20 protein-coding genes are annotated in these 19611 nt (G+C 70.8%); 11 read left to right on the top strand and 9 right to left on the bottom strand.

Translation table 11 applies throughout. From position 1 onward, the window contains the following. Positions 1-25: 25 nt before the first annotated feature. From SMD20_RS36795 to SMD20_RS36780, 4 genes are read right to left on the bottom strand one after another with little or no spacing between them, the layout of a single operon-like run. On the bottom strand, positions 26-1249 hold the full coding sequence (locus SMD20_RS36795) for a S8 family serine peptidase (RefSeq protein WP_329590120.1): 1224 nt from the start codon (positions 1247-1249) through the stop codon (positions 26-28). A gap of 20 nt (positions 1250-1269) precedes the next feature. Continuing rightward, on the bottom strand, positions 1270-1986 hold the full coding sequence (locus SMD20_RS36790) for a hypothetical protein (protein WP_329590118.1): 717 nt from the start codon (positions 1984-1986) through the stop codon (positions 1270-1272). 57 nt (positions 1987-2043) lie between these two features. Then, positions 2044-3225 (bottom strand): adenylyltransferase/sulfurtransferase MoeZ, encoded by a 1182-nt coding sequence (gene moeZ / locus SMD20_RS36785; RefSeq protein WP_329590116.1) that lies wholly within the window; start codon positions 3223-3225, stop codon positions 2044-2046. 43 nt (positions 3226-3268) lie between these two features. Next, positions 3269-4168, bottom strand: a complete 900-nt coding sequence (locus SMD20_RS36780) for an alpha/beta fold hydrolase (RefSeq protein ID WP_329590115.1) — start codon at positions 4166-4168, stop codon at positions 3269-3271. 714 nt (positions 4169-4882) lie between these two features. Here SMD20_RS36780 and SMD20_RS36775 point away from each other — a divergent pair. Further along, positions 4883-5311: a hypothetical protein gene (locus tag SMD20_RS36775; protein WP_329590111.1), complete on the top strand. Its 429-nt coding sequence runs from the start codon at positions 4883-4885 to the stop codon at positions 5309-5311. 422 nt (positions 5312-5733) lie between these two features. Continuing rightward, positions 5734-6039 carry a hypothetical protein gene (locus SMD20_RS36770; RefSeq protein ID WP_329590109.1) on the top strand — a complete coding sequence of 102 codons (306 nt, stop codon included), beginning with the start codon at positions 5734-5736 and terminating at the stop codon, positions 6037-6039. A gap of 543 nt (positions 6040-6582) precedes the next feature. Here SMD20_RS36770 and SMD20_RS36765 read toward each other — a convergent pair. Further along, a complete protein-coding gene (locus tag SMD20_RS36765; protein WP_329590107.1) occupies positions 6583-6954 on the bottom strand; it encodes a hypothetical protein in 372 nt (123 codons plus the stop codon). A gap of 308 nt (positions 6955-7262) precedes the next feature. Here SMD20_RS36765 and SMD20_RS36760 point away from each other — a divergent pair, with 308 nt between their 5' ends. Together SMD20_RS36760 and SMD20_RS36755 are read left to right on the top strand one after the other, a co-directional pair. After that, positions 7263-7763, top strand: a complete 501-nt coding sequence (locus SMD20_RS36760; RefSeq protein WP_329590105.1) for a SigE family RNA polymerase sigma factor — start codon at positions 7263-7265, stop codon at positions 7761-7763. Position 7764: 1 nt separating this feature from the next. Then, positions 7765-8637 (top strand): hypothetical protein, encoded by an 873-nt coding sequence (locus tag SMD20_RS36755; protein ID WP_329590103.1) that lies wholly within the window; start codon positions 7765-7767, stop codon positions 8635-8637. A gap of 18 nt (positions 8638-8655) precedes the next feature. Here the strand turns inward: SMD20_RS36755 and ku are convergent, their stop codons facing one another. Continuing rightward, on the bottom strand, positions 8656-9561 hold the full coding sequence (gene ku, locus SMD20_RS36750; protein WP_329590101.1) for a non-homologous end joining protein Ku: 906 nt from the start codon (positions 9559-9561) through the stop codon (positions 8656-8658). Positions 9562-9724: 163 nt separating this feature from the next. Here ku and ligD point away from each other — a divergent pair, with 163 nt between their 5' ends. The 4 genes from ligD to SMD20_RS36730 all read left to right on the top strand — a co-directional run bounded on the left by ligD (position 9725) and on the right by SMD20_RS36730 (position 12047). Beyond that, positions 9725-10603 carry a non-homologous end-joining DNA ligase gene (ligD, locus tag SMD20_RS36745; RefSeq protein WP_329590099.1) on the top strand — a complete coding sequence of 293 codons (879 nt, stop codon included), beginning with the start codon at positions 9725-9727 and terminating at the stop codon, positions 10601-10603. A gap of 44 nt (positions 10604-10647) precedes the next feature. Then, positions 10648-10854 carry a hypothetical protein gene (locus tag SMD20_RS36740; RefSeq protein WP_329590098.1) on the top strand — a complete coding sequence of 69 codons (207 nt, stop codon included), beginning with the start codon at positions 10648-10650 and terminating at the stop codon, positions 10852-10854. 253 nt (positions 10855-11107) lie between these two features. Then, on the top strand, positions 11108-11728 hold the full coding sequence (locus tag SMD20_RS36735) for a TetR/AcrR family transcriptional regulator (RefSeq protein WP_026214719.1): 621 nt from the start codon (positions 11108-11110) through the stop codon (positions 11726-11728). Between the two features lie 88 nt (positions 11729-11816). Then, positions 11817-12047, top strand: a complete 231-nt coding sequence (locus SMD20_RS36730) for a DUF3107 domain-containing protein (protein WP_329590095.1) — start codon at positions 11817-11819, stop codon at positions 12045-12047. Positions 12048-12498: 451 nt separating this feature from the next. Here the strand turns inward: SMD20_RS36730 and SMD20_RS36725 are convergent, their stop codons facing one another. Then, positions 12499-13140, bottom strand: a complete 642-nt coding sequence (locus SMD20_RS36725; protein WP_442942548.1) for a ferritin-like fold-containing protein — start codon at positions 13138-13140, stop codon at positions 12499-12501. A 348-nt stretch (positions 13141-13488) separates the two neighbouring features. On the opposite strand from SMD20_RS36725, the gene SMD20_RS36720 reads away from it, so the two are divergent. The 3 genes from SMD20_RS36720 (at position 13489) to SMD20_RS36710 (ending at position 17787) form a co-directional block, all read left to right on the top strand. Then, positions 13489-15639 carry a DEAD/DEAH box helicase gene (locus tag SMD20_RS36720; RefSeq protein WP_329590093.1) on the top strand — a complete coding sequence of 717 codons (2151 nt, stop codon included), beginning with the start codon at positions 13489-13491 and terminating at the stop codon, positions 15637-15639. Positions 15640-15953: 314 nt separating this feature from the next. Continuing rightward, entirely contained in the window at positions 15954-16844 is an 891-nt protein-coding gene (locus tag SMD20_RS36715; RefSeq protein WP_329590091.1) for an alpha/beta fold hydrolase, read from the top strand. Between the two features lie 13 nt (positions 16845-16857). Continuing rightward, positions 16858-17787 carry an oxygenase MpaB family protein gene (locus tag SMD20_RS36710; protein WP_329590088.1) on the top strand — a complete coding sequence of 310 codons (930 nt, stop codon included), beginning with the start codon at positions 16858-16860 and terminating at the stop codon, positions 17785-17787. Positions 17788-17892: 105 nt separating this feature from the next. Here SMD20_RS36710 and SMD20_RS36705 read toward each other — a convergent pair whose 3' ends face one another. Beyond that, positions 17893-18849 carry a RecB family exonuclease gene (locus SMD20_RS36705; RefSeq protein ID WP_329590086.1) on the bottom strand — a complete coding sequence of 319 codons (957 nt, stop codon included), beginning with the start codon at positions 18847-18849 and terminating at the stop codon, positions 17893-17895. An 8-nt stretch (positions 18850-18857) separates the two neighbouring features. Next, positions 18858-19577 carry an MBL fold metallo-hydrolase gene (locus SMD20_RS36700; RefSeq protein ID WP_329590084.1) on the bottom strand — a complete coding sequence of 240 codons (720 nt, stop codon included), beginning with the start codon at positions 19575-19577 and terminating at the stop codon, positions 18858-18860. Between the last annotated feature and the right edge of the window lie 34 nt (positions 19578-19611).

The raw sequence follows: 19611 nt of genomic DNA, 5'->3' as shown, positions 1-19611 counted from the left end.
TAGTTCGTCCCCCTACGGGGACAGATCATGCGTCTTGGGGGCTGTGCGCCCGGCGTACCCGCCTGACCAGGGTGAATATGACCCCCAGCGAGGCGAGCGCGCCCGCGCCCGCCGCCGTGGCGATGGCCGCCGAGACGGCCACCCGCCGGTCGTCCCGTACGACGACCTTGACCGGGCCCGCCCGGCCCCCGGCGAGGGGGCGGCCGGGGTCCTGGACCGCGGCGCCGGTGGCGACCGCCGTGTGGCCGGCCAGGCGGTCGGCCGCGGCGAGCGCTCTGGCGGCGCTCACGACGCCGAAGCCCGTGGAGGTGTCGTAGCCGCCCGGCGGACGGTCGAGTGCGCCGGCGGTGAGTGCCTGCGCGACGAGCGGCGGCGACATCCGCGGATGCCGCGCCTTGATGAGGGCGACGACGCCGGACACCAGCGCGGTCGCCTGTGACGTGCCCCGTCCCACCCAGTACTCGTCGCCGGGGCCCGCCCCCATGATGTCCACGCCGGGCGCGGCCACCTGCACCGAGGAATTCCAGTTCGAGAACGCGGCCCGGCGCAGCCGCCGGTCGGTCGCCCCCACCGCGACCACGCCGGGGAAGGCCGCCGGGTAGGAGTAGGGCGCGTAGTCGCGGGCGAGCTTCCTGTCGCCTTCGTTACCCGCGGCGGCCACGAGCACGACGCCCTTGGAGATCGCGTAGCGGACGGCGGCGCGCTCCTTCGCGGTGGCGAGCTCCTTGGAGATCGACAGGTTGATCACGTCCGCCCCCTCGTCGACCGCGTACCTGATGCCGCGCGCCACGACGTCCTCGAAACGCTCGGCGGTGTTGAACTCCCGGAAACCGGGCTCCTCGTCCTCGAGGATGACCCTCACCGACAGTACGTCCGCTTCGGGCGCGACGCCGATGATCCCCCGTTTTCCGGCCGGCCCGTGCCCGTGCCCGGCGATCAGCGAGGCCATGTACGTGCCGTGCAGCCTGAGCGGCGGCACGCCCGGCGGGTTCGCGCCCGCCGTGAAGTCCTTGCCCGTGCGCACCGAGCCGGTCAGGTCGCGGTGGCCCGGGTCCACGCCGGAGTCGAGCACGGCCACGGTCGTTCCCGCGCCCTTGGTCACCCGCCACGCCTGCTGGAGCTCCAGCGTCTCGATCACCTGCCGCTGCCCGCTGCGTACGTCGTCGGGGTACGCGGGCGGCGCGCCCAGCAGCAGCGCTCCCACCGCCGCCCCTGCGGCGAGCACCGGCCGCGGCACGCCTCTCAGCACGCCTGAGTGACTGCCCCGCCTCAGCACTGCCACTCCTCGCCGCGGCAGTCCGGCATGACGGGGGTGCTGAGCGCGGCGAGGATCCCCTCGGAGATCTCGACGGCGAACGCGAACACCGCGGGCCGCGGCTCGCCGACGGCGCTCCCCGGCCGTCCGTCCACCTCTCCGGCCGTGGTGAGCACGAGGTACGGCCCCGCCTGCCCCACCGATCCCGCCTGACGGACGGCGGGCGTGAACCGCTCGGCGACCGTGCCGGGGAAGGCCAGCGGGAGCAGGCCGGGCACGGGCTCGCCGCCCTCGGGGAACGCGGCACGCGCGCGGGCGGCGCTCCGCTCGTCCGGCAGGGCCGCCACGCCGACGGTGACGAGCACGCCCTGCAGGGCGTCGAGGTACGTGGCCCGCAGCAGCCCCCGGCAGCCGGCCAGGCGCAGCCCCTCGGCCGCCTCGGGGTCGGCGTGCGCGCAGGAGGTGTCGGGCGAGATGCCGACGCGGCGGGCGTGCTCCTCGCCGCCCTGCTCGGCGGAGTAGGCCAGCTTGGCGGGGAACACGCGCCCCGCGGGCCAGGTGCGCCAGCGCTCGGCGACCTCCCGCGTGGCGGCGGCGCGCAACTCGGCGGCCGTGGGACCGCGCGTGAGCTCGGTGCCCGCCGAACCGCCCGCGACCCCGGCGGCCACCGCGCAGACCAGGGTCAGCGCGGAGGCCGCCACCAGGGTCGGCCAGGGCCGGGACGTGTTCACGTCATCGACCTTAACCAGGGCGTCACTGGAACACCCCGCAAAAATGCCGCAATATGCCTAATAGCTGGGCAGGCTCGGGTCCACCGTCTTGACCCAGCTCAGCACGCCGCCGCCCACGTGCACGGCGTCGGAGAAACCGGCGTTCTTGACGACCGCCAGCGCCTCGGCCGAGCGCGCGCCCGACTTGCAGTGGAGCACGATGCGCTTGTCCTGCGGCAGCTTCTCCAGGGCCGAGCCGTTGAGGAACTCGCCCTTCGGGATCAGCGTGGCGCCGGGGATGGAGACGATCTCGTACTCGTTGGGCTCGCGGACGTCGACGAGGAAGATGTCCTCGCCGCGCTCCTGCATGCCCTTGAGCTCAAGGGCGGTGATGGTGGAGCCCGTCGCCGCCTCGGCGGCCTCGTCCGAGATCGCGCCGCAGAACGCCTCGTAGTCGTCGAGGAGCTGGGTGAGCGTCGGGTTCTTGCCGCACAGGACGCACTCGGGGTCCTTGCGGACCTTGACGTCGCGGTACTTCATCTCCAGGGCGTCGTAGATCATCAGCCGCCCGACCAGCGGGTCGCCGATGCCGGTCAGCAGCTTGATGGCCTCGTTGACCTGGATGGAGCCCACCGACGCGCACAACACGCCGAGCACGCCGCCCTCGGCGCACGACGGCACCATGCCGGGAGGCGGGGGCTCGGGGTAGAGGCAGCGGTAGCACGGCCCGTGCTCGGCCCAGAAGACGCTCGCCTGGCCGTCGAAACGGTAGATGGAGCCCCAGACGTACGGCTTGCCGAGCAGCACCGCGGCGTCGTTCACCATGTAGCGCGTGGCGAAGTTGTCCGTGCCGTCGACGATGAGGTCGTAGCCGGAGAAGATCTCCATCACGTTGTCGGTGGTCAGCACCGTGTTGTGGACCACAACCTCGACGAGGGGGTTGATCTCCCGGATCGAGGCGGCCGCGCTCTCGGCCTTCGGCCGGCCCACGTCGGACTGGCCATGGATGACCTGGCGCTGCAGGTTGGACTCATCGACCACGTCGAAGTCGATGATGCCGAGGGTGCCGACGCCCGCCGCCGCGAGATACAGCAGCGCGGGCGAGCCCAGGCCCCCGGCGCCGACACACAGCACCTTGGCGTTCTTCAGCCGCTTCTGCCCGGCCATGCCCACATCGGGAATGATCAGGTGGCGCGAGTAGCGGCGCACTTCGTCGACGGTCAGCTCGTCTGCCGGCTCGACCAGCGGTGGCAACGACACTTCAATACGCTCCCGTTTTCGGGGTCTCATCTCACTGTGAAACCTAGCTGGGCAGTGGGGCATTCCCCAATCGAGTCTCACGGATCAGACGCCCTGCTTCGGCCGCCACGACCTGCGGCATCTCCATCATGGCGACGTGGCCGGCGGTCGGCAGCAGCACGATCCTGACGTCGCGGAACGTGTTCCACGCCCGGCGCGCCATCGCGGGGCGGACCAGCCGGTCGTGCCGGCCGTGCAGGATCAGCGTGGGCGCCTCGACCTTGGCGGCCTGGCGCCAGAGGTTGTCCTCGCCGCGGCGGAAGTACTCGGCCACGATGCCGCGGGCCGAGGCGATCATGGCCTGGCCGGCGTACGGGAGGTCGTCGCGGCGGCGCAGCTCTTCGACGGCGTCGCGCAGGCGTACGGGGTGGACCGCGGCGGCGTCGGCCCAGACCATCGCCATGGAGGCGGTGACGCGCTGCTCGGCGGGGATGAGCTGCAGCTTGCCCGCCACCCACTCCCCCAGCACGGGGATCGCGGCGGCGGCCACCCGGGCGGGCCCGTAGCGCGGGACCAGGTCGGGCAGCGCCGGGGAGACCAGCGTGAGCGAGCGGACCAGTTCGGGACGGCTCGCGGCGACCCGTACGGAGACCGCGCCGCCCAGCGAGTTGCCGAACAGGTGGGCCGGCCCGGTCCGCTCCAGCAGGCCGATCACGGACCTGGCGTGCCCGGCCACCGTGTAGTCGCCGTCGGCCGGGGCCGGGGAGAAGCCCGCGCCCGGCAGGTCGAGGGCGTGGCCCCTGACGGTGTCCTTGAGCTCGTCCATGAGGTCGGTCCAGTTGGTGGCGGACCCGGCCAGGCCGTGGACGAAGACCGCCTGCTCGGGCGGGCCCTCGGGGGTGGATCGGACGTACAACGAGCCGATCGTGCGTCCCGGCCAGTGCGGGATCGGCTCCGCGACCATGCGCGTCCTCCTCGTCGTTCATGGAAGGCGGGGGTGGCGTTCCCCCAACGATAACCGTCGAGCCTAGAAGCGGCCCAGAAAGGGTCAGAACGGTTTTTACCCTACTTTTTACGACACATCGTGCACCGGCCCTCGCGGGAGGCGCGCCGGCCGGGCGTCTGGGGCGAGTCGTCCCGACATGTCCAAGAGATCGGTAAAAAGGCGACGGGCGTCGTTTATGAGGGTCACCGGCGGAAACATGTCAGGCAGCGCCACGGACGGTGACTCGTCCGGCACTGACCGTATTCGTGAGGGACAGGCCGGCACGGAAGCATCGTCCGGGCGTACGGCTATTTCTTTGGGTGTGAAATGACGACCGCCGTCATCATGTGACCGCGAATGTGCTTCCTGTCGGCGTGCGCCCACGGGGTAATTCCGGCCCGGCGGCCGGCCGGAGTGTTCGCGGCCATTCTCACCGCGCGAAGCGCGCCACTTTGTGCTGCCATCCTTTGCGACTCCGGCCAAATCGGACATTTCATCTCATTTCATGGGATAGACATGTAATGCAAGCAATAGGATTCTTAATACACAGCAAAATAGGGTGATCCCAGTTTGCCCGCCCGGCCCTCCGGAAATGACATGCAGCGGATGACTCTTAAGCAGCCGTCCAAGACCTTTTTCAGGTACCCGGAAACGTCTGAAACGGGGCACTCGATCCTTTAGGGGGAAAACGCAATGCCCAAGCTCAAGAGCCTTATCACCGGTCTCGCCGTCAGCACGGCGATGACCGGCGCCGCGGTCGCCATGGCACCCACGGCCGCCAACGCCACCCCGGTCACCTCCCTAGTGTCCGTCGCCACCGGCGACTGGGACGACGACGACAGCCTGGGCGACGGCCTGGGCGACGGCCTGGGCACCGGCCTGGGCAACAACTGGGGCGGCGGCTGGAACAACTGGGGCGGCGGCTGGGGCGGCGGTCGTCACCAGCGCTGCCACCGCGGCGGCGGCGGGGGCGGCTGGGGCGGCTGGGGCCGTCGCCACGGCAGGATCTGCGTCGTGGTCCGCAACCACAACCGCAACATCAACGACGATTTCGAGCACGACCGCCGCCGCCGCCACCTGCGCAACTTCGACCACCACAACTTCGAGAACGAAGTGTCGTGACGACGCGTCCGTGAAGCAACGGCGCAAGGAGTAAGGGGCCGTTTCACGACCGCCGGAAATCCGTCCATGAAACGGATGACGGCGCCGTACTGAATGGCTTTTCCCGGGGTCCGGCCCGCGCGGGCGCGTGCGGGTCCGGCCTGAGATCTCTTTTCTCCTCGCCTGCTGCGGCGAATCATTTTCGAGGGCCCCGCCGGCTGACAGCCGGCGGGGCTCTCGTCGTGTTTTCCCGGACTTTTCCCTATGTCACAAACCGGCAAAAGTGGACAATTCCGGTTTGTCTGGGTTGGTGGCGGTTATATGAAGAGTGCGGATGAACGGACTCGTTCCGAACATCCCCCGCCCTGACCATCAAGACGGCAGCAATCAGGCTGTCAGGAAAGGGCGGTACGGGGCAATCGATCCTTTAGGGGGAAGACAAAATGCCCAAGCTCAAGAGTATTGTCGCGGGCCTCGCCCTCAGCACGGCGATGACCGGAGGCGCGGTCGCCGCGAGCGCGGCCACCTCTGCCGCCAGCGCCGCCACCCAGCTCACCACGCAGACCGGCATCCAGACCGGATGGGGCTGCGCCCGCCGCCGCTGCGGCGGCTGGGGCTGGCGTCGGGCCGGCTGGGGCCACCGGGGCCACGGCCGCATCAGGGTCGTCGTCGTCAACAACAACACCAACGTCAACAGCAACCAGCACCGCCGCTTCCGCCACTTCGACGGCGACAGCGACTGGGATTAGCGGCCAGGCCGGAGCCTGAGGTCTCCTGCGAGGAACCTTCCCAGGTGGTGAACCTCCGGCCGACGAAGCCGCGAGTGCCCGTGTTCACATCGTGAGCACGGGCACTTCTTCATGCCGGGGTCACCTGGTGCGGCGGCCCCCCTTGAACGCCCCCGCATACGTGATGGTCGAGCGCCTCGGCTGCGCAAGGCCCCTCCCCCGTCGCCGCGCCCCCGACGGCCCAGCAGCCCTGAGCGGCGTCTCCGAGGCCGGGCGACCGACTACCCGGTCCGGGCCCCCGCAGCAGGCCAGCCGGATGGCCCCCGACGCCTCCCAGAACCGCGCCCAGCCCTTTCTGCCCCTGCGCATCACCCCACCCGAGGAACGTGACACCAGAAGGCCACAGCGCCTTTTCGCGCCGCGGCTCCGAGCCACCCTTCCCGGGAAATGCAATGAGGGCCTCCCGGCTGGTGCCGGGAGACCCTCAGCAGGATCGCCATGGAGACGAGGAAAAGGGATTCGCCGTCAGCGGGCGTTTCCTTCTTCCGTCGTCACGCGACTGGATCAGTCGGTGTCGGTGTCGGCGTCGCTGGTGGTGGCGTAATCCTGGTCGCTGGTCATCGGGTGGTGGTGGTGGTGATGTTGATTCTTCTGGAGCCGGCGGTCGGACTCCCGGCGGATATCGAAGCGGCGGTTGAAGTTGAAGTTGTCGTTGGTCACGTTCACCCGCGCACTCTGGCTGTGGTGGCGGCGCCCCCACCCGCCCCAGCCACAGCGGCTCCGGTGGCCGCAGCCCCAGCCGGTCGTGACGGTGGTGCCCGTGCCGATCTGGGTGGCGGCGCTGGCGGCAGAGGTGGCGGCGCTCGTGGCGACCGCGCCACCGGTCATGGCCGTGCCGATGGCGAGACCCGCGAGAACACTCCTGAGCTTGGGCATTGCGTTTTCCCCCTAAAGGATCGATTGCCCCGTACCCGATCTTTCCGGCAGTGCCGGAAAAAACGTTTGGATGACCGCCGTTGAGCCATCCGGTAAATGTCATTTCCGACACCAGTGGCACACAAACAGAAATCGTCCCTTTTTGCCACACATTAAGATGGGCATTGCTTGCATTACACGTTTATGCATTGATTCCACATAAATTATCCGAAATGTCCTATTTTGGCGGTCATCCCGGTGCCCCGAACGTCGCACCATAGATCCGCGGGCCCACCCGCATCTAGGTGGGTGAGACCCGAGGAGAGCCCTTGCACCCCGACCAGCAGCGTGACTTCACCGAGTTCGTCATCACCCGTTCCGACCGGCTGATCAGGCTCGCGTACCTCCTGACCGGCGATCAGCACGCCGCCGAGGACCTGCTCCAGACCGCGCTGGCCAAGACCGCCGGGCACTGGCGGCGCATCCGCGACAGTCCGGAGGCGTACGTGCGCCGGGTCATGTACCACGAACAGGCCGGCCGCTGGCGAAGCCCGCGCTGGGGACGCGAACGGCCGGTCCTGTCACCGCCCGACCGGGCCGCCGGCGACCGGACCGACGAGGTCGAGACCCGGGTCACCCTGGCCCGGGCGCTCCGGACCCTGCCGCCGCGCAAGAGAGCGGTCCTGGTGCTCCGTTACTACGAGGACCTCCCGGAGTCGGAGGTCGCCAGGATCATGGGCTGCTCGGTGGGGACCGTACGCAGCCAGACGCACCAAGCCGTCGCCCGGTTGCGCGAGCTGATCGGCGAGACCATCACCCTGGAGGCCTGAGATGACCCTCGACGAACAGCGGATCTCCGCCGAGCTGCGGCGGATGGCGGACGAGGCGAGGCCCGTCGACGCGCTCGCCTACGCCGCACGGGCGCGGGCCGGCTCCACGCGGCGCCGCCGCTTCTCCTTGTCGGTCGCCGGGCTCGCCGCGGCCGCGTCGGTGATCGCCGCGGTGACCGTCGTGACCGGCGGGGGCTCCGGCCAGGTCACCGCGGCGGAGGTGGACCGCCTGCCGGACAACACCCCTGAGCAGGCGCGGGCCGTACGCGCGTGCATGCCCCAGGGCGGCCCGGTGCACAACATGGACGGTCGCCACCGCATCCCCGAGCACGGCGCGATGGAGGACTTCCGGATGCTGGTCGAGTACCGGGACGAGGGCGGATCGACCGCTCTGGTCGGCAGCCTGTCCGGCTTCGTCCTGTGCACGCCGAGCACGCCGCAGGATCTCTCGGAACGGGCGGTCTTCACCTACTGGGGATTCCAGGCTCCGGGGAACATGAGGGGCTTCCCCGGCCCGCTCCAGGTGGACGCCTACACCTCGCAGTCGCGCTACGAGGAGGGGCGGGACAAGGCGACGAGAGACCAGACCTACCGGGTCGTGGTCGGCCGGGTCACGGCGGACGTACGCCGGGTCGAGGTCGACTGGGCGGACGGGCGGCGCACCGACGCGCGCATCGCCGGCGGCTTCTTCATCGCCCGGGTGCTCGGAAAGTCGGTCCCCCACCCCGACGGCGGCAAGGACGCGGTCGGCGAGCCCATCACCGTCCTGGACTCGCCACCGGTGACGGTCACCGCCTACGGCCCGCAGAACCAGGTCCTAAAGCAGGTCACGGACGAGGCGTACGGCCCGTTGGGCCGGGGAACAGGGTACTGACCAGGCCGGGAGGAGGGGTCAGGCGGACTTGCGGGTCTTACGCCTGGCGGGGGGCTTCTCCTCCTCCTTGGCGGTGTCGGCCTTGGAGCCCGTCTTCGTGTCCTTCGCCTTCCCCGAGGCGGCCTTCCCGCGCTTGGCGGGGGCGCCCTCCCGTTCCCGCTTGGCCGCCTCGACGCTGGCCCGCAGCGCCGCCATCAGGTCCACGGCCGGCCCGGCCTCCTCCTCCTCGGCGGCCGGGACGACCTCCTTGCCCTCCACCTTGGCCTCGATCACGTGCTGGAGCGCCTCGCGGTAGGTGTCGTGGTACTCGCCCGGGTCGAAGTCGGACTCCATCGTGCTGATGAGCGACTCGGCCATCTTGAGCTCCTGGGCGCGTACCTCGATGTCCTCCTCCAGGAACTCGAAGTCGGGCGCGCGGATCTCGTCCGGCCAGAGCATGGTCTCCAGGACGAAGACGCCGTCGCGGACGCGCAGCGTGGCCAGCGACTCCCGCTGGCGCAGCGCCACCTTGACCACGGCGACCTGGCCCGAGCTCTCCAGCGCGTCGCGCAGCAGCACGTACGGCTTCGCCCCCTGCGCGTCGGGCTCCAGATAGTACGACTTCGCGAAGTAGATGGGGTCGATCTGCTCGGCCGGGGTGAACTGCAGCACGTCGATCCTGCGGGACGTGGTCAGCGGCAGGTCCTCGAAGTCCTCGTCGGTGAGCACGACCATCTCGCCCGTGGCCAGCTCGTAGCCCTTGGCGATGTCGGCGTAGGGGATCTCCTCGCCGTCGAGCTGGCACACGCGCTTGTAGCGGATGCGCCCGCCGTCCTTGCGATGCACCTGATGGAACGACACGTCCTTCTGCTCGGTCGCGGAGTAGAGCTTGACGGGGATCGTGACCAGGCCGAAGGAGATCGCACCCTTCCAGATGCTGCGCATGGCTCACTCCTCAAGCTCTCCGTCGTCGGTCAGCAAAAGGCACATACCCGACATGACACGACCAATGCTTGCCATACGTGGCCGTGGCGAAATCGGTGGGTTAGGCCAGATCCAATCGGGGAGGTGGCGTACACCACGGACGACCGCGAAAGGAGGTGCCCCCGTGGCCAAGAAGGTCCCCGTCAAGGTGGACGGACGCGAGCTGACCCTTAGCAACCTGGACAAGGTGCTCTATCCGGACTGCGGCTTCACCAAGGCCGAGGTCATCGACTACTACAGCCGGATCGCCCCCGTCCTGCTGCCCCACCTCGCGGGCCGCCCGCTGACCGTCAAGCGCTACCCCAACGGCGTGACCGGCCAGTCCTTCTTCGAGAAGAACGCCCCCGACCACACCCCCGACTGGGTACGCCGGGTCAACCTGCCCGTCCCCGGCAGCACCAAGAACCGCGAGAGCATCGACTTCGCCGTGATCGAGGACCTGCCGACGCTCGTCTACTACGCCAACCTCGCCGCGCTGGAGCTGCACGTGCCGCAGTGGCGCGTGGACGACGACGGCGAGGCCCTGCCCCCCGACATGATCGTCTTCGACCTCGACCCCGGGGCGCCGGCGACGATCGTCCAGTGCGCCGAGGTCGCGCTGATGCTGCGCGAGGTGCTGAAGGCAGAAGGGCTGACCGCCAGGCCGAAGACGAGCGGCAGCAAGGGCATGCAGCTCTACGCGGACTGGGACTGCAGGGAGGAGCCCTCCGCGTACGCCAAGAGGCTGGCCCAGCTCCTGGAGAAGGAGCACCCGAAGCAGGTCGTCAGCGTCATGGCCAAGGCCGCGAGGCCCGGCAAGGTCCTCATCGACTGGAGCCAGAACAACCCCGCGAAGACCACCGTGGCGCCCTACTCCCTGCGGGCCCGCGAACAGCCGACCGTGTCGACGCCCCTTACGTGGAAAGAGGTGGAAAGCTGTGAACATCCGGAGGACCTGGTGTTCACGGCGCCGGACGTACTGGCGAGAGCGGAGAACCGCGGCGACCTTTTCGCGCGGGCGTAGTCTGGAGCCGTCCACACCTGGAGGGGGACCACAAGATGTCGGAGATGGACGTTCGCGGGGACGAGGGGCCCTTCGACGAGGAGGTCGAGGAGTTGTCGATCGAGGCGCCCGAGGCCGACGCGGCCGAGCAGCAACGCGAGGTGGAGCGGGCGACCGGCGGGCTGCGCCGCGAGCTGCCGCTGGACGTCAACCCCGCCGACGCGGCCGAGCAGGACCGCGAGGTCGAGCTCGACGACGACGAATACCGGTGACGACCGCCGCCGGGTGTGACGCCTGCTCGCGCGCTGGACGATCTTCCTGCTCACGCGCGGGACGACCTGCCTACTCACGCGTAGGACGACCTGCCTACTCACGCGTAGGACGACCTGCCTACTCACGCGTAGGACGACCTGCCTACTCACGCGTAGGACGACCTGCCTACTCACGCGTAGGACGACGTGCCTACTCGCCCGTAGGATGTCCGCACGACCCGTTGAGAGCGCCGAGAGACCCATGGAGACCCGCGTGACCGCAACCCCGGACGCCAAGCCCCGGGGCACCCGGCTGCCCCGACTCGCCCGCCGCCGGCAGCTCCTGAGCGCGGCGCAGGAAGTGTTCGTCGAGAACGGCTACCACGCGGCCGCCATGGACGAGATCGCCGACCGGGCAGGGGTCAGCAAGCCCGTGCTCTACCAGCACTTCCCGGGCAAGCTGGAGCTCTACCTCGCGCTGCTCGACCTGCACGTCGACGACATGGTCAACCGCTGCAGGGACGCCCTGGCCTCCACCAACGAGAACAAACTGCGCGTGCAGGCCACCTTCCAGGCGTTCTTCGACTTCGTCTCCACCCAGGGCGAGGCCTTCCGCCTCGTCTTCGAGTCCGACCTGCGCAACGTCGCCCCGGTGCGCCAGCGCGTGGAGCGATCCCTGCGCGAGTGCGCGGAGATGGTCAGCGCGCTCATCCAGGAGGACACCGGCTGCACCAGCGACGAGGCCCATCTGCTGGGCGTCGGCCTGGTCGGCATGGCCGAGGTGAGCGCCCGCTACTGGGTGACGACGCACGGCTCCATCCCCAAGGACGCGGCCGAGCAGATGATGGCCCGCCTCGCCTGGCGCGGCATCAGCGGTTTTCCGCGTACGGCATAACCCGTTCGCTGGGCGCGATCATCCGCGTGTCCGTCGTGCGGCAGAGGCCACGATGGAGTTGAGCCAGCCCGTCCATGAGGGAGCCACGATGGAAGTCAAGATCGGCGTACGTTCCGTGCACCGCGAGCTCGTTGTCGAGACCGACCTGTCCGCCGACCAGGTCGAGGAGGAGATCAGGAACGCGCTGTCCGTCGAGCGTGGCGTCTTCGCCATCACCGACGTCAAGGGGCGGCGGGTGGTCGTGCCGGTGGCCGCGCTCGGGTTCATCGAGATCGGCGAGGACGAGGCCAGGCCGGTGGGCTTCGGCGGCACGCTGTAACTTTCCGGATACGGCCCGGCGCCGGGGGGACGGCTCACCATCCGCCGCACCCCCGGCGTCCTTTCGCGTCCGCGCGGGGGACGCATCCGCGCGAGAGGCCGTTCGCGCATCAGGCGGCGTCCGCGCGAGAGGCGCGTGTCCGCGCGGATGGCGCGTCCGCGCGGATGGCGTGTCCGCGCGGTCAGCGTTCCCCGCGATCAGCGTGGGAGGTGACCGGCGGCGAGGCGGCAGCCCGGCGGCGGGCGGTGCGGCCTCGGGGCGGGATGCCGGGGCTGGGCGGTGGCCGGGCAGCGCGAGCTTTCCCGTCGCAGCACGGCGCGTGAGGTCCAGCGGTTAGGCCCACATCTGGTCAAAGAACCGCTGTCGCGTCGCAAGGCCCTCATGCTGGCACGGTACAGCCGTTTCGCCGCGCCGCGCCGCCTAACCGGCCGACTTTCGGCTGCCCGGGCTTTCAGATGCCGAGCGCGGCCATGCGCTTGTTGTGCTCCTCGGTCAGCGTGGCGAAGAGCCGGGAGATGTCGGCCTGTCCCCCGCTCGCCTCCATCAGCGACAGCGCCAGCTCCGGCCGCGCCGCCGCCACCTGCTGGGCCTGGCTGAGCGCCTCGCCCACGAGCCGCCGCGCCCACAGCGCCAGCCGCGCCCCCGCCGTCGGGTCCGCCTCGATCCCGGCGCGCACGCGCTCCACCGCGAACTGCGAGCGCCCCTCGTCCACCAGCACCTCGTCCACCAGCTTGGCGACCGCCGGGTCGAGGTGCCTGGCCACCTCCCGGTAGAAGTCGTTGGCGATGCCGTCCCCGACGTACGTCTTGACCAGCGCCTGCAGCCAGTCGGCCGGGCGGGTCTGGGCGTGCCAGGCGTCCAGTGCCGCGGCGAACGGCGCCATCGCCTCGTCAGGATCGGCGCCCAGCCCCGTGAGGTGGTCGCGCAGCAGGCGGAAATGGGCGTACTCGGCGACCGCCAGCTCACTCAGCGCCGCGCGGTCGGCCAGCGAGGGCGCCAGCGTGGCCGCGTCCTCGGTCATCCGGGCGTAGGCACTGAGTTCCGCGTACGCCAGCACACCGAGCAGGTCGACGACTCCTGGAGACTGCTTCATGGTGGCAGCGTACTTCGGGAAATCTTCGGGAACATACGTGAGCTCGGCCAGCGTTGTGCTATCGAGTACACTGCTCTGTGAAAGTGCGACCGCACTGTGTAAATTCGGGGGTTTCTCCCGGATACCTCCGCTCCCAGGAGGCCGCGGTCGCTGATGACGCGAGAGGGCTGGCTCTACCGCGAGGACCCAAGACACGGGGTGTTATCCACCCGTCGGTCCCGGCAGGCCCGCCTTCATTTGAGACTGAGGCAGGCCACGCTGACGACTTTCCGAGACCTCGGAGTCACACCAGAAATCGCCGACGCCCTCGAGACCGAGGGCATCGTGTCGCCGTTCCCCATTCAGGAAATGGCGCTCCCGCTCGCGCTGAGCGGCCAGGACCTCATCGGTCAGGCACGCACCGGCACGGGCAAGACCTACGCGTTCGGCATCGCCATGCTGCAAGGCATCGGCAAGCCGCGCAAGAACCGCAAGAAGCCCCGCGGGCTGGTCGTCGTACCGACCCGAGAGCTGGCCACCCAGGTCAGCGAGGACCTCGTGACCGCCGCGGGCAAGCTCGGCTCCCGGGTGCTGACCGTCTACGGCGGTCGGGCGTACGAGCCCCAGGTCGAAGCGCTCAAGGCGGGAGTCGACGTCGTCGTCGGCACCCCCGGTCGGCTGCTCGACCTGGTCAAGCAGAAGCACCTCGACCTGAGCCAGGTCACCTCCCTCGTGCTCGACGAGGCCGACCGCATGCTCGACCTGGGCTTCCTGCCCGACGTCGAGCGCATCTTCAAGCTGGTCCCGGCGGAGCGGCAGACGATGCTGTTCTCCGCGACCATGCCGGGCGAGGTCGTCGCGCTGTCGCGCAAATACCTCAACCGTCCGACGCACATCCGCGCCGAGCACGAGAGCGGCGAGGGCGAGGCGACGCCGCAGGTGCGCCAGCTCGTGTGGCGCACCCACCGCATGGACAAGATCGAGATCCTGTCGCGGCTGCTCCAGGCCGACGGCCGGGGGCTCACCATGGTCTTCTGCGAGACCAAGCGGGCCTGCGACATGGTCGCCGAGCAGCTCGACACGCGCGGCTTCGCCGTCGCGGCCGTGCACGGCGACCTCGGCCAGGGCCAGCGCGAGCAGGCGCTGCGGGCGTTCCGCAACGGCAAGATCGACGTGCTCGTGGCCACCGACGTGGCCGCGCGCGGCATCGACATCGACGACGTCACGCACGTGGTCAACTACGACTGCCCCACTGAGGACAAGACGTACGTGCACCGCATCGGCCGCACCGGCCGGGCCGGGCGCACGGGCATCGCGGTCACCTTCGTGGAGTGGGAGGAGCTGACCCGGTGGAAGATGATCAACAACATGCTCGGGCTCGCCTTCGCCGAGCCTGAGGAGACCTACTCCACCTCGCCGCACGTCTACGCCGAGCTCAACATCCCCGAGGGCACCAAGGGCGTCCTGCCGCACGCGAACCGCTCGCGCGCCGGACTCTCCGCCGAGCATCTCGAGGACCTCGGCGAGACCGGCAGGGCACGCGGACGTGGCGGCCGGCGCCGCGACGAGCGCGACCGTGAGCGCGACCGTGAGCGTCCTGCCCGTACGCAGCGCCAGCGCCGCCGCACCCGTGGCGGCAAGGAACTGGCCGAGACCGCACCCGTCGAGACCTCGGAGGTCGAGCTCGTGGATGCCAAGGCGGAGGAGACTCCCGCGATCTTCACCCCCGACGAGGTCGGCGCCGCGAACGCGCAGCCGAAGCGGGCCCGTACGCGGAGGGGGGCGGCCTCGACGGCGATCGAGCAGGCGCTCGCCGTCGCGCCCGAGTCCGCGCTCGCCTCTTCCGGCGCCCCTTCCGGGGCTCCGGCGGACGGTGCGGTCGCGGAGGCGCCGGCGCGGAGCACGCGGAGCACCCGCTCCCGCCGGGTCGTCGCCGACGCCCCCGCCGCCGCAGCCTCGTTGTCGGAGGCGCTGTCGGAGTCGTCGCCGGTGGAGACGCCAGCGAAGGCACCGGTGGAGACGCCGGTGGAGACGCCGGCGCGGACCACCCGGTCCCGCCGCACCGCCGCCGCCAAGGCCACCGAACCGGCCGCGGCCGGCATCGAGCCGGCCCCGCCGGTCACCGAGCAGGCCCCGGCCGCCAAGCGAGCGCCCGTCGCCGAGCAGGCCCCGGCCGCCAAGCAGGCGCCGGTCGCCGAGCAGGCGTCCGTGGCCGAGCAGACGCCCGTTGCCAAGCGGGCGCCGGTCGCCAAGCGGACGTCGGTCGCCGAGCAGGCGCCCGTGGTCGCGGAGCGGCGGGAGGCGCGGGTTCAGGCGGAGCCGGAGCCGAGCTTCCTCGCCCCGCCGCCGCCCGCCCCGGTTCGCCAGCCGGAGCGGATCATCCCGCCGAGCCCGTTCGCGGTGATCTTCCAGTCACCGGACCTGGCCACGGACGACGATGACATCGCGCCGTCCGCCGCCAGCGAGCGCAAGCAGCAGCGACGCCAGGCCCGAGGCGGCAACCGCCGCCGCACCGGCTGACGTCCCGGCACCACCACGAAAGGCGCGCACCCCGTAGTACGTACGGGGTGCGCGCCTTTCGGCATGTGCGGACGTGCGGCAGAGTCGCTGTACGGGCCCCACCGCGCGTCCCCCGGCCGCGACGCCCCCAGGTGAGCCCGAGCCGCTCCAAGGCCCCTCCACGTGCCTCTCAGGCCGCGTGCGCCGGGAGTACGGCGTCGCGCCCCGCCGGTCGCACGGCAAGATCCGGCATTCGCGACATCTCCCCCGAAGTCGCACCAGCGTAACCGGCATGCCGGTGTCGAGGCGCTGACCTCTGGGTATTGTTGCCTCACGTGAGTACGCCGCGATTCCTCGACCTGCCTCCTGGCGTCACCCCACAGAAGATCGAGACGCCACAGGGCACGTTCGCGGCCCTGGAGGCCCTTCCGGTCAGTGGTGTGGTTGAGCGCTGGCCCGCGCTCCTCGTCCCCGGCCTGACCGGCAGCAAGGAGGACTTCATCGCGGTCCTGATGACGCTCGCGCAGTCCGGCCGCTGCGTGGTGGCGGTCGACCTGCGCGGCCAGTACGAGACCCCGGGCCCCGACGACCCCGCCGCCTACACCTGCGCGGCCCTCGGCGCCGACCTCGACACGCTCGCCCAGGTGATCGGCGGCAGCGGCCCCATGCACCTGGTGGGCCACTCCTTCGGCGGCCTGGTGGCCCGCGAGGCGGTCATCGACGGGCGTACGAAGTTCGCCTCGTTCACGCTCATGGGCTCGGGCCCGGGGGCGATCGAGGGCCGGCGGGCGCGCAACGGCAGGAAGATCATGGAAGAGGTGCCCGCGCTCGGCCTGGAGCACGTGTGGCACCAGAGGTTCGAGCCGGACGCGCTGGCGGCCGACGTCCCCGACGAGATCGTGGCGTTCCTGCACCGGCGACTGCTGGCCAACTCACCGACCGGCCTGTCGTGCATGGCCGAGCAGGTGCTCACCATGCGCGACCGCACCGACGAGCTGCGCCAGATCGAGGTGCCCACGCTCGTCCTCTACGGCGAGGACGACGACGGCTGGTCCCCCGAGACGCAGTCGGAGATGGCCGCCAGGCTGGGCGCGGAGTGCGTGGTCGTGCCGGGCGCCGTGCACTCCCCCGCCGTCGAGGCGCCGGAGACGACGGCGGCCGCGCTGGTCAGGTTCTGGAACGCGGCCGAGAAGCACTATTTGGACATTCATTCCAATAGCCTGTAATCATGTACTTACCATGAACGGCATCGAAGACCTCGTCGTCCAGCCGCCGCACACCGTCACCTATCGCGTGCACATCGACCGCACGATGTGGGTGGGCGGCGTCCGCGGGCTCATGCTGCAGGCACTGCACCCCCTGGCCATGCGCGGCGTCTGGCAGAACTCCACCTTCCAGCAGGACCCGTTCGGCCGGCTGCGGCGCACCGCCGACTTCGTGGGACGGGTCACGTTCGGCAGCCCCGCGGAGGCGGCCGAGGCCGGGCGGCGGGTGCGTACGATCCACAAGGCGCTGCGCGTCCAGGACCCCGACACCGGCCGCAGGCACCGGGTGGACGATCCCGAGCTGCTGCTGTGGGTGCACTGCGCCGAGGTGTCGTCCTACCTGGAGGCGGCCAGGCGCGGCGGGCTGGGGCTGAGCGAGCGCCAGGCCGACCGCTACCTGGCCGAGCAGCGCTCCGCCGCGGCCTACGTCGGGCTGCACCCCGAGGACGTGCCGGGCACGTGCGCCGAGTTGGAGGCGTACGTCAAGCAGGTGCGGCCCGCCCTCCGCGTGACCGAGGAGGCTGCCGCGACCGTGCGGTTCCTCATGTGGCCGCGGCTGCCGGAGGAGCTGCGCATGCTGTCGCCGGGCAAGCCGGTCTACTTCCCGTTCGGGGCGCTCTGCTACTACACGCTCCCCGACTGGGCCAGGCGGATGTACGGCGTGCTGCCCGAGGTGCCCCGCGCGGCGGTCACGGCGGCGCTGCGGGCGTTCAGGCTGGCGATGAACTCCGTCCCCGAGCCCGTCCACGACCGGGCCTTCATGCCGGCCACCCGTGACATGCTCCGGGGGGCCAGGGAACGGCTGGGCGCGGCCGGCTACGACGTCAGCGAGGGGCTCAAGGGCCTCACGGACCCCCGCCGCTGGCCCAAGGGGGCAGCAGCGGGCTCGACGCCCGCCGCCTGACCGCCGAAGGGGGGCGGGCGGCACTCATCCGGCGCGGCCGCCCAGGGGCGCCCGTCCAGCGAGGCCGCCCAGGAGCTCTCGTCCGGCGCGGCCGCCCAGGAGCGCTTACTCGGCGAGGCCGTCCCAGGGGTCGCGGTCGGGGGCCACGGCCTGGCCCTCGGGACAGTGGCGGCGGAAGTCGCACCAGGAGCAGATCGGGCCCGGGCTGGGCGCGAACAGCTCGTCGATCTCGGGCGGCACCACCGCGGGCCCCACGAACGGCCGCGCGGACGCCCCCGCAGGCGACGGAGCGGAGGTGCGTGACGCCTGGCCGCGCGGGGCGGTGCGGCCCTTGGCGGGAGCGGCGACGGCCGCGCGGTAGCGTTCGTCGGCCTCCGCCGCCTCGCTCGCCAGCTCTTCGGCCCGCCTCAGATGGCGGGCCAGCGACTCGTCGGTGTGCCGCCACTGGACGATCTCGCCGGTGGGCAGGTGGTGCAGCTCGACCTCGTGGCACGGGGTGCGCAGCATGCTGGAGGCGGCCACGGCGTAGGCGGCGAGGGCGAGCGAGCCACGGGCGTCGTCCTGGGTGAGCGGGCGGCGGCCGGTCTTGTAGTCGACCACGACCAGCTCGTCGCCGCGCCGGTCGAGCCGGTCGATGCGGCCCGACAGGGCGATGACCTTGGTGCGCGTGCCGACCGTGCGTTCGACGCCGACCGGCTCATCCGCCGGATCTAAAGTCGCCACATATCCGGACACGAGGTCGCGGGCCCGCGCCAGCCAGCGCCCCGACTGCTCGGCGTCCCTGAACCCCTCGGCGATCCACCCGTTGGTGAGCAGGATGGCCGCCGTCAGCGGCGTGCGCCGCTCGTACGGCTCCCGCCACCACCCCGCCAGCGCGTTGTGGACGCTCGCGCCGACGCTGTTGTGCGCCCAGGCGGGCCCCTTGGACGGCTGGGGCCGGTCGAGGTAGCTGAACCGGTAGCGGCGCCGGCAGTCGAGCCAGGCGTTCAACCGCGACGGCGTGCACGAGTAGAGCCGCCGCGGCATGTCCTCCAGCGGGAGCTGGCCCTGCACCGAGCTCACCCGGCCGCCTACTCGTCGCCCGAACCGAGCTTGATCCCGGAGATCCTGGTGCCGTCGGTGAGCGGGCCCTCGGGCTCCTCGCCTTCGGTGGCGACCCTGGTCAGCGAGCCCGACACCCAGTCGTCGAAGTGCGGCTCCAGGTCGCCGACCGTGACCTCGTCACCGTGGACCGGCAGCACCCGCGTCTCCGGCGGCAGCGTGAACAGCCGCCCGCCGATCGAGGTGAGCTGGTCGGCCAGCGCCGGGTATTCGCCGCCCAGCTTGCCGGGGCCGTCGGCCTGGAGCGCCTTGCCGGTGAACACGGCCCCGAGCGCCTCGCAGTAGAGCGACACGCCTCCGGGGGTGACGCCCGGCGTCTCCATGACGTCGAGCTGGACGTCGGCGACCTCGAAGATGCCGTCGTCCTCCATGTCGATGTCGGGCCAGGTCTCGGACCAGGTCTCCCGCCACAGGGGCTTGTCCTTGGGGTGGAGCGCCACGACCGCCTCGTCCCTGCTGGCCACCTCGATGGCCGCGGAGACGTGGTCGGGCAGCCCGGCCGTGCAGATGACGGCCAGCACCTCGCGCTCGCCCACCTGCTCCATGATCTTCTCGGCGTCACGGGACGGGTCGATGACGATCACCTCGTCGTCGTCGCCTATGACCCAGGTGTTGTTCTCGACCTTGTGCTCGGTGCCGTCGAGGTCGACGACCCCCTCGGTCACCACTCTCTCGATACGCGCTGTCACGCCTCCGAACTCTAGCCCGTCTGCCTGACAGCGC

The sequence above is a fragment of the Nonomuraea sp. LP-02 genome (assembly GCF_036289125.1).
Lineage (GTDB): Bacteria > Actinomycetota > Actinomycetes > Streptosporangiales > Streptosporangiaceae > Nonomuraea > Nonomuraea bangladeshensis.
Note: the sequence above shows the minus strand (reverse complement) of the source record. Positions and strands in the feature narration are given on the sequence as shown.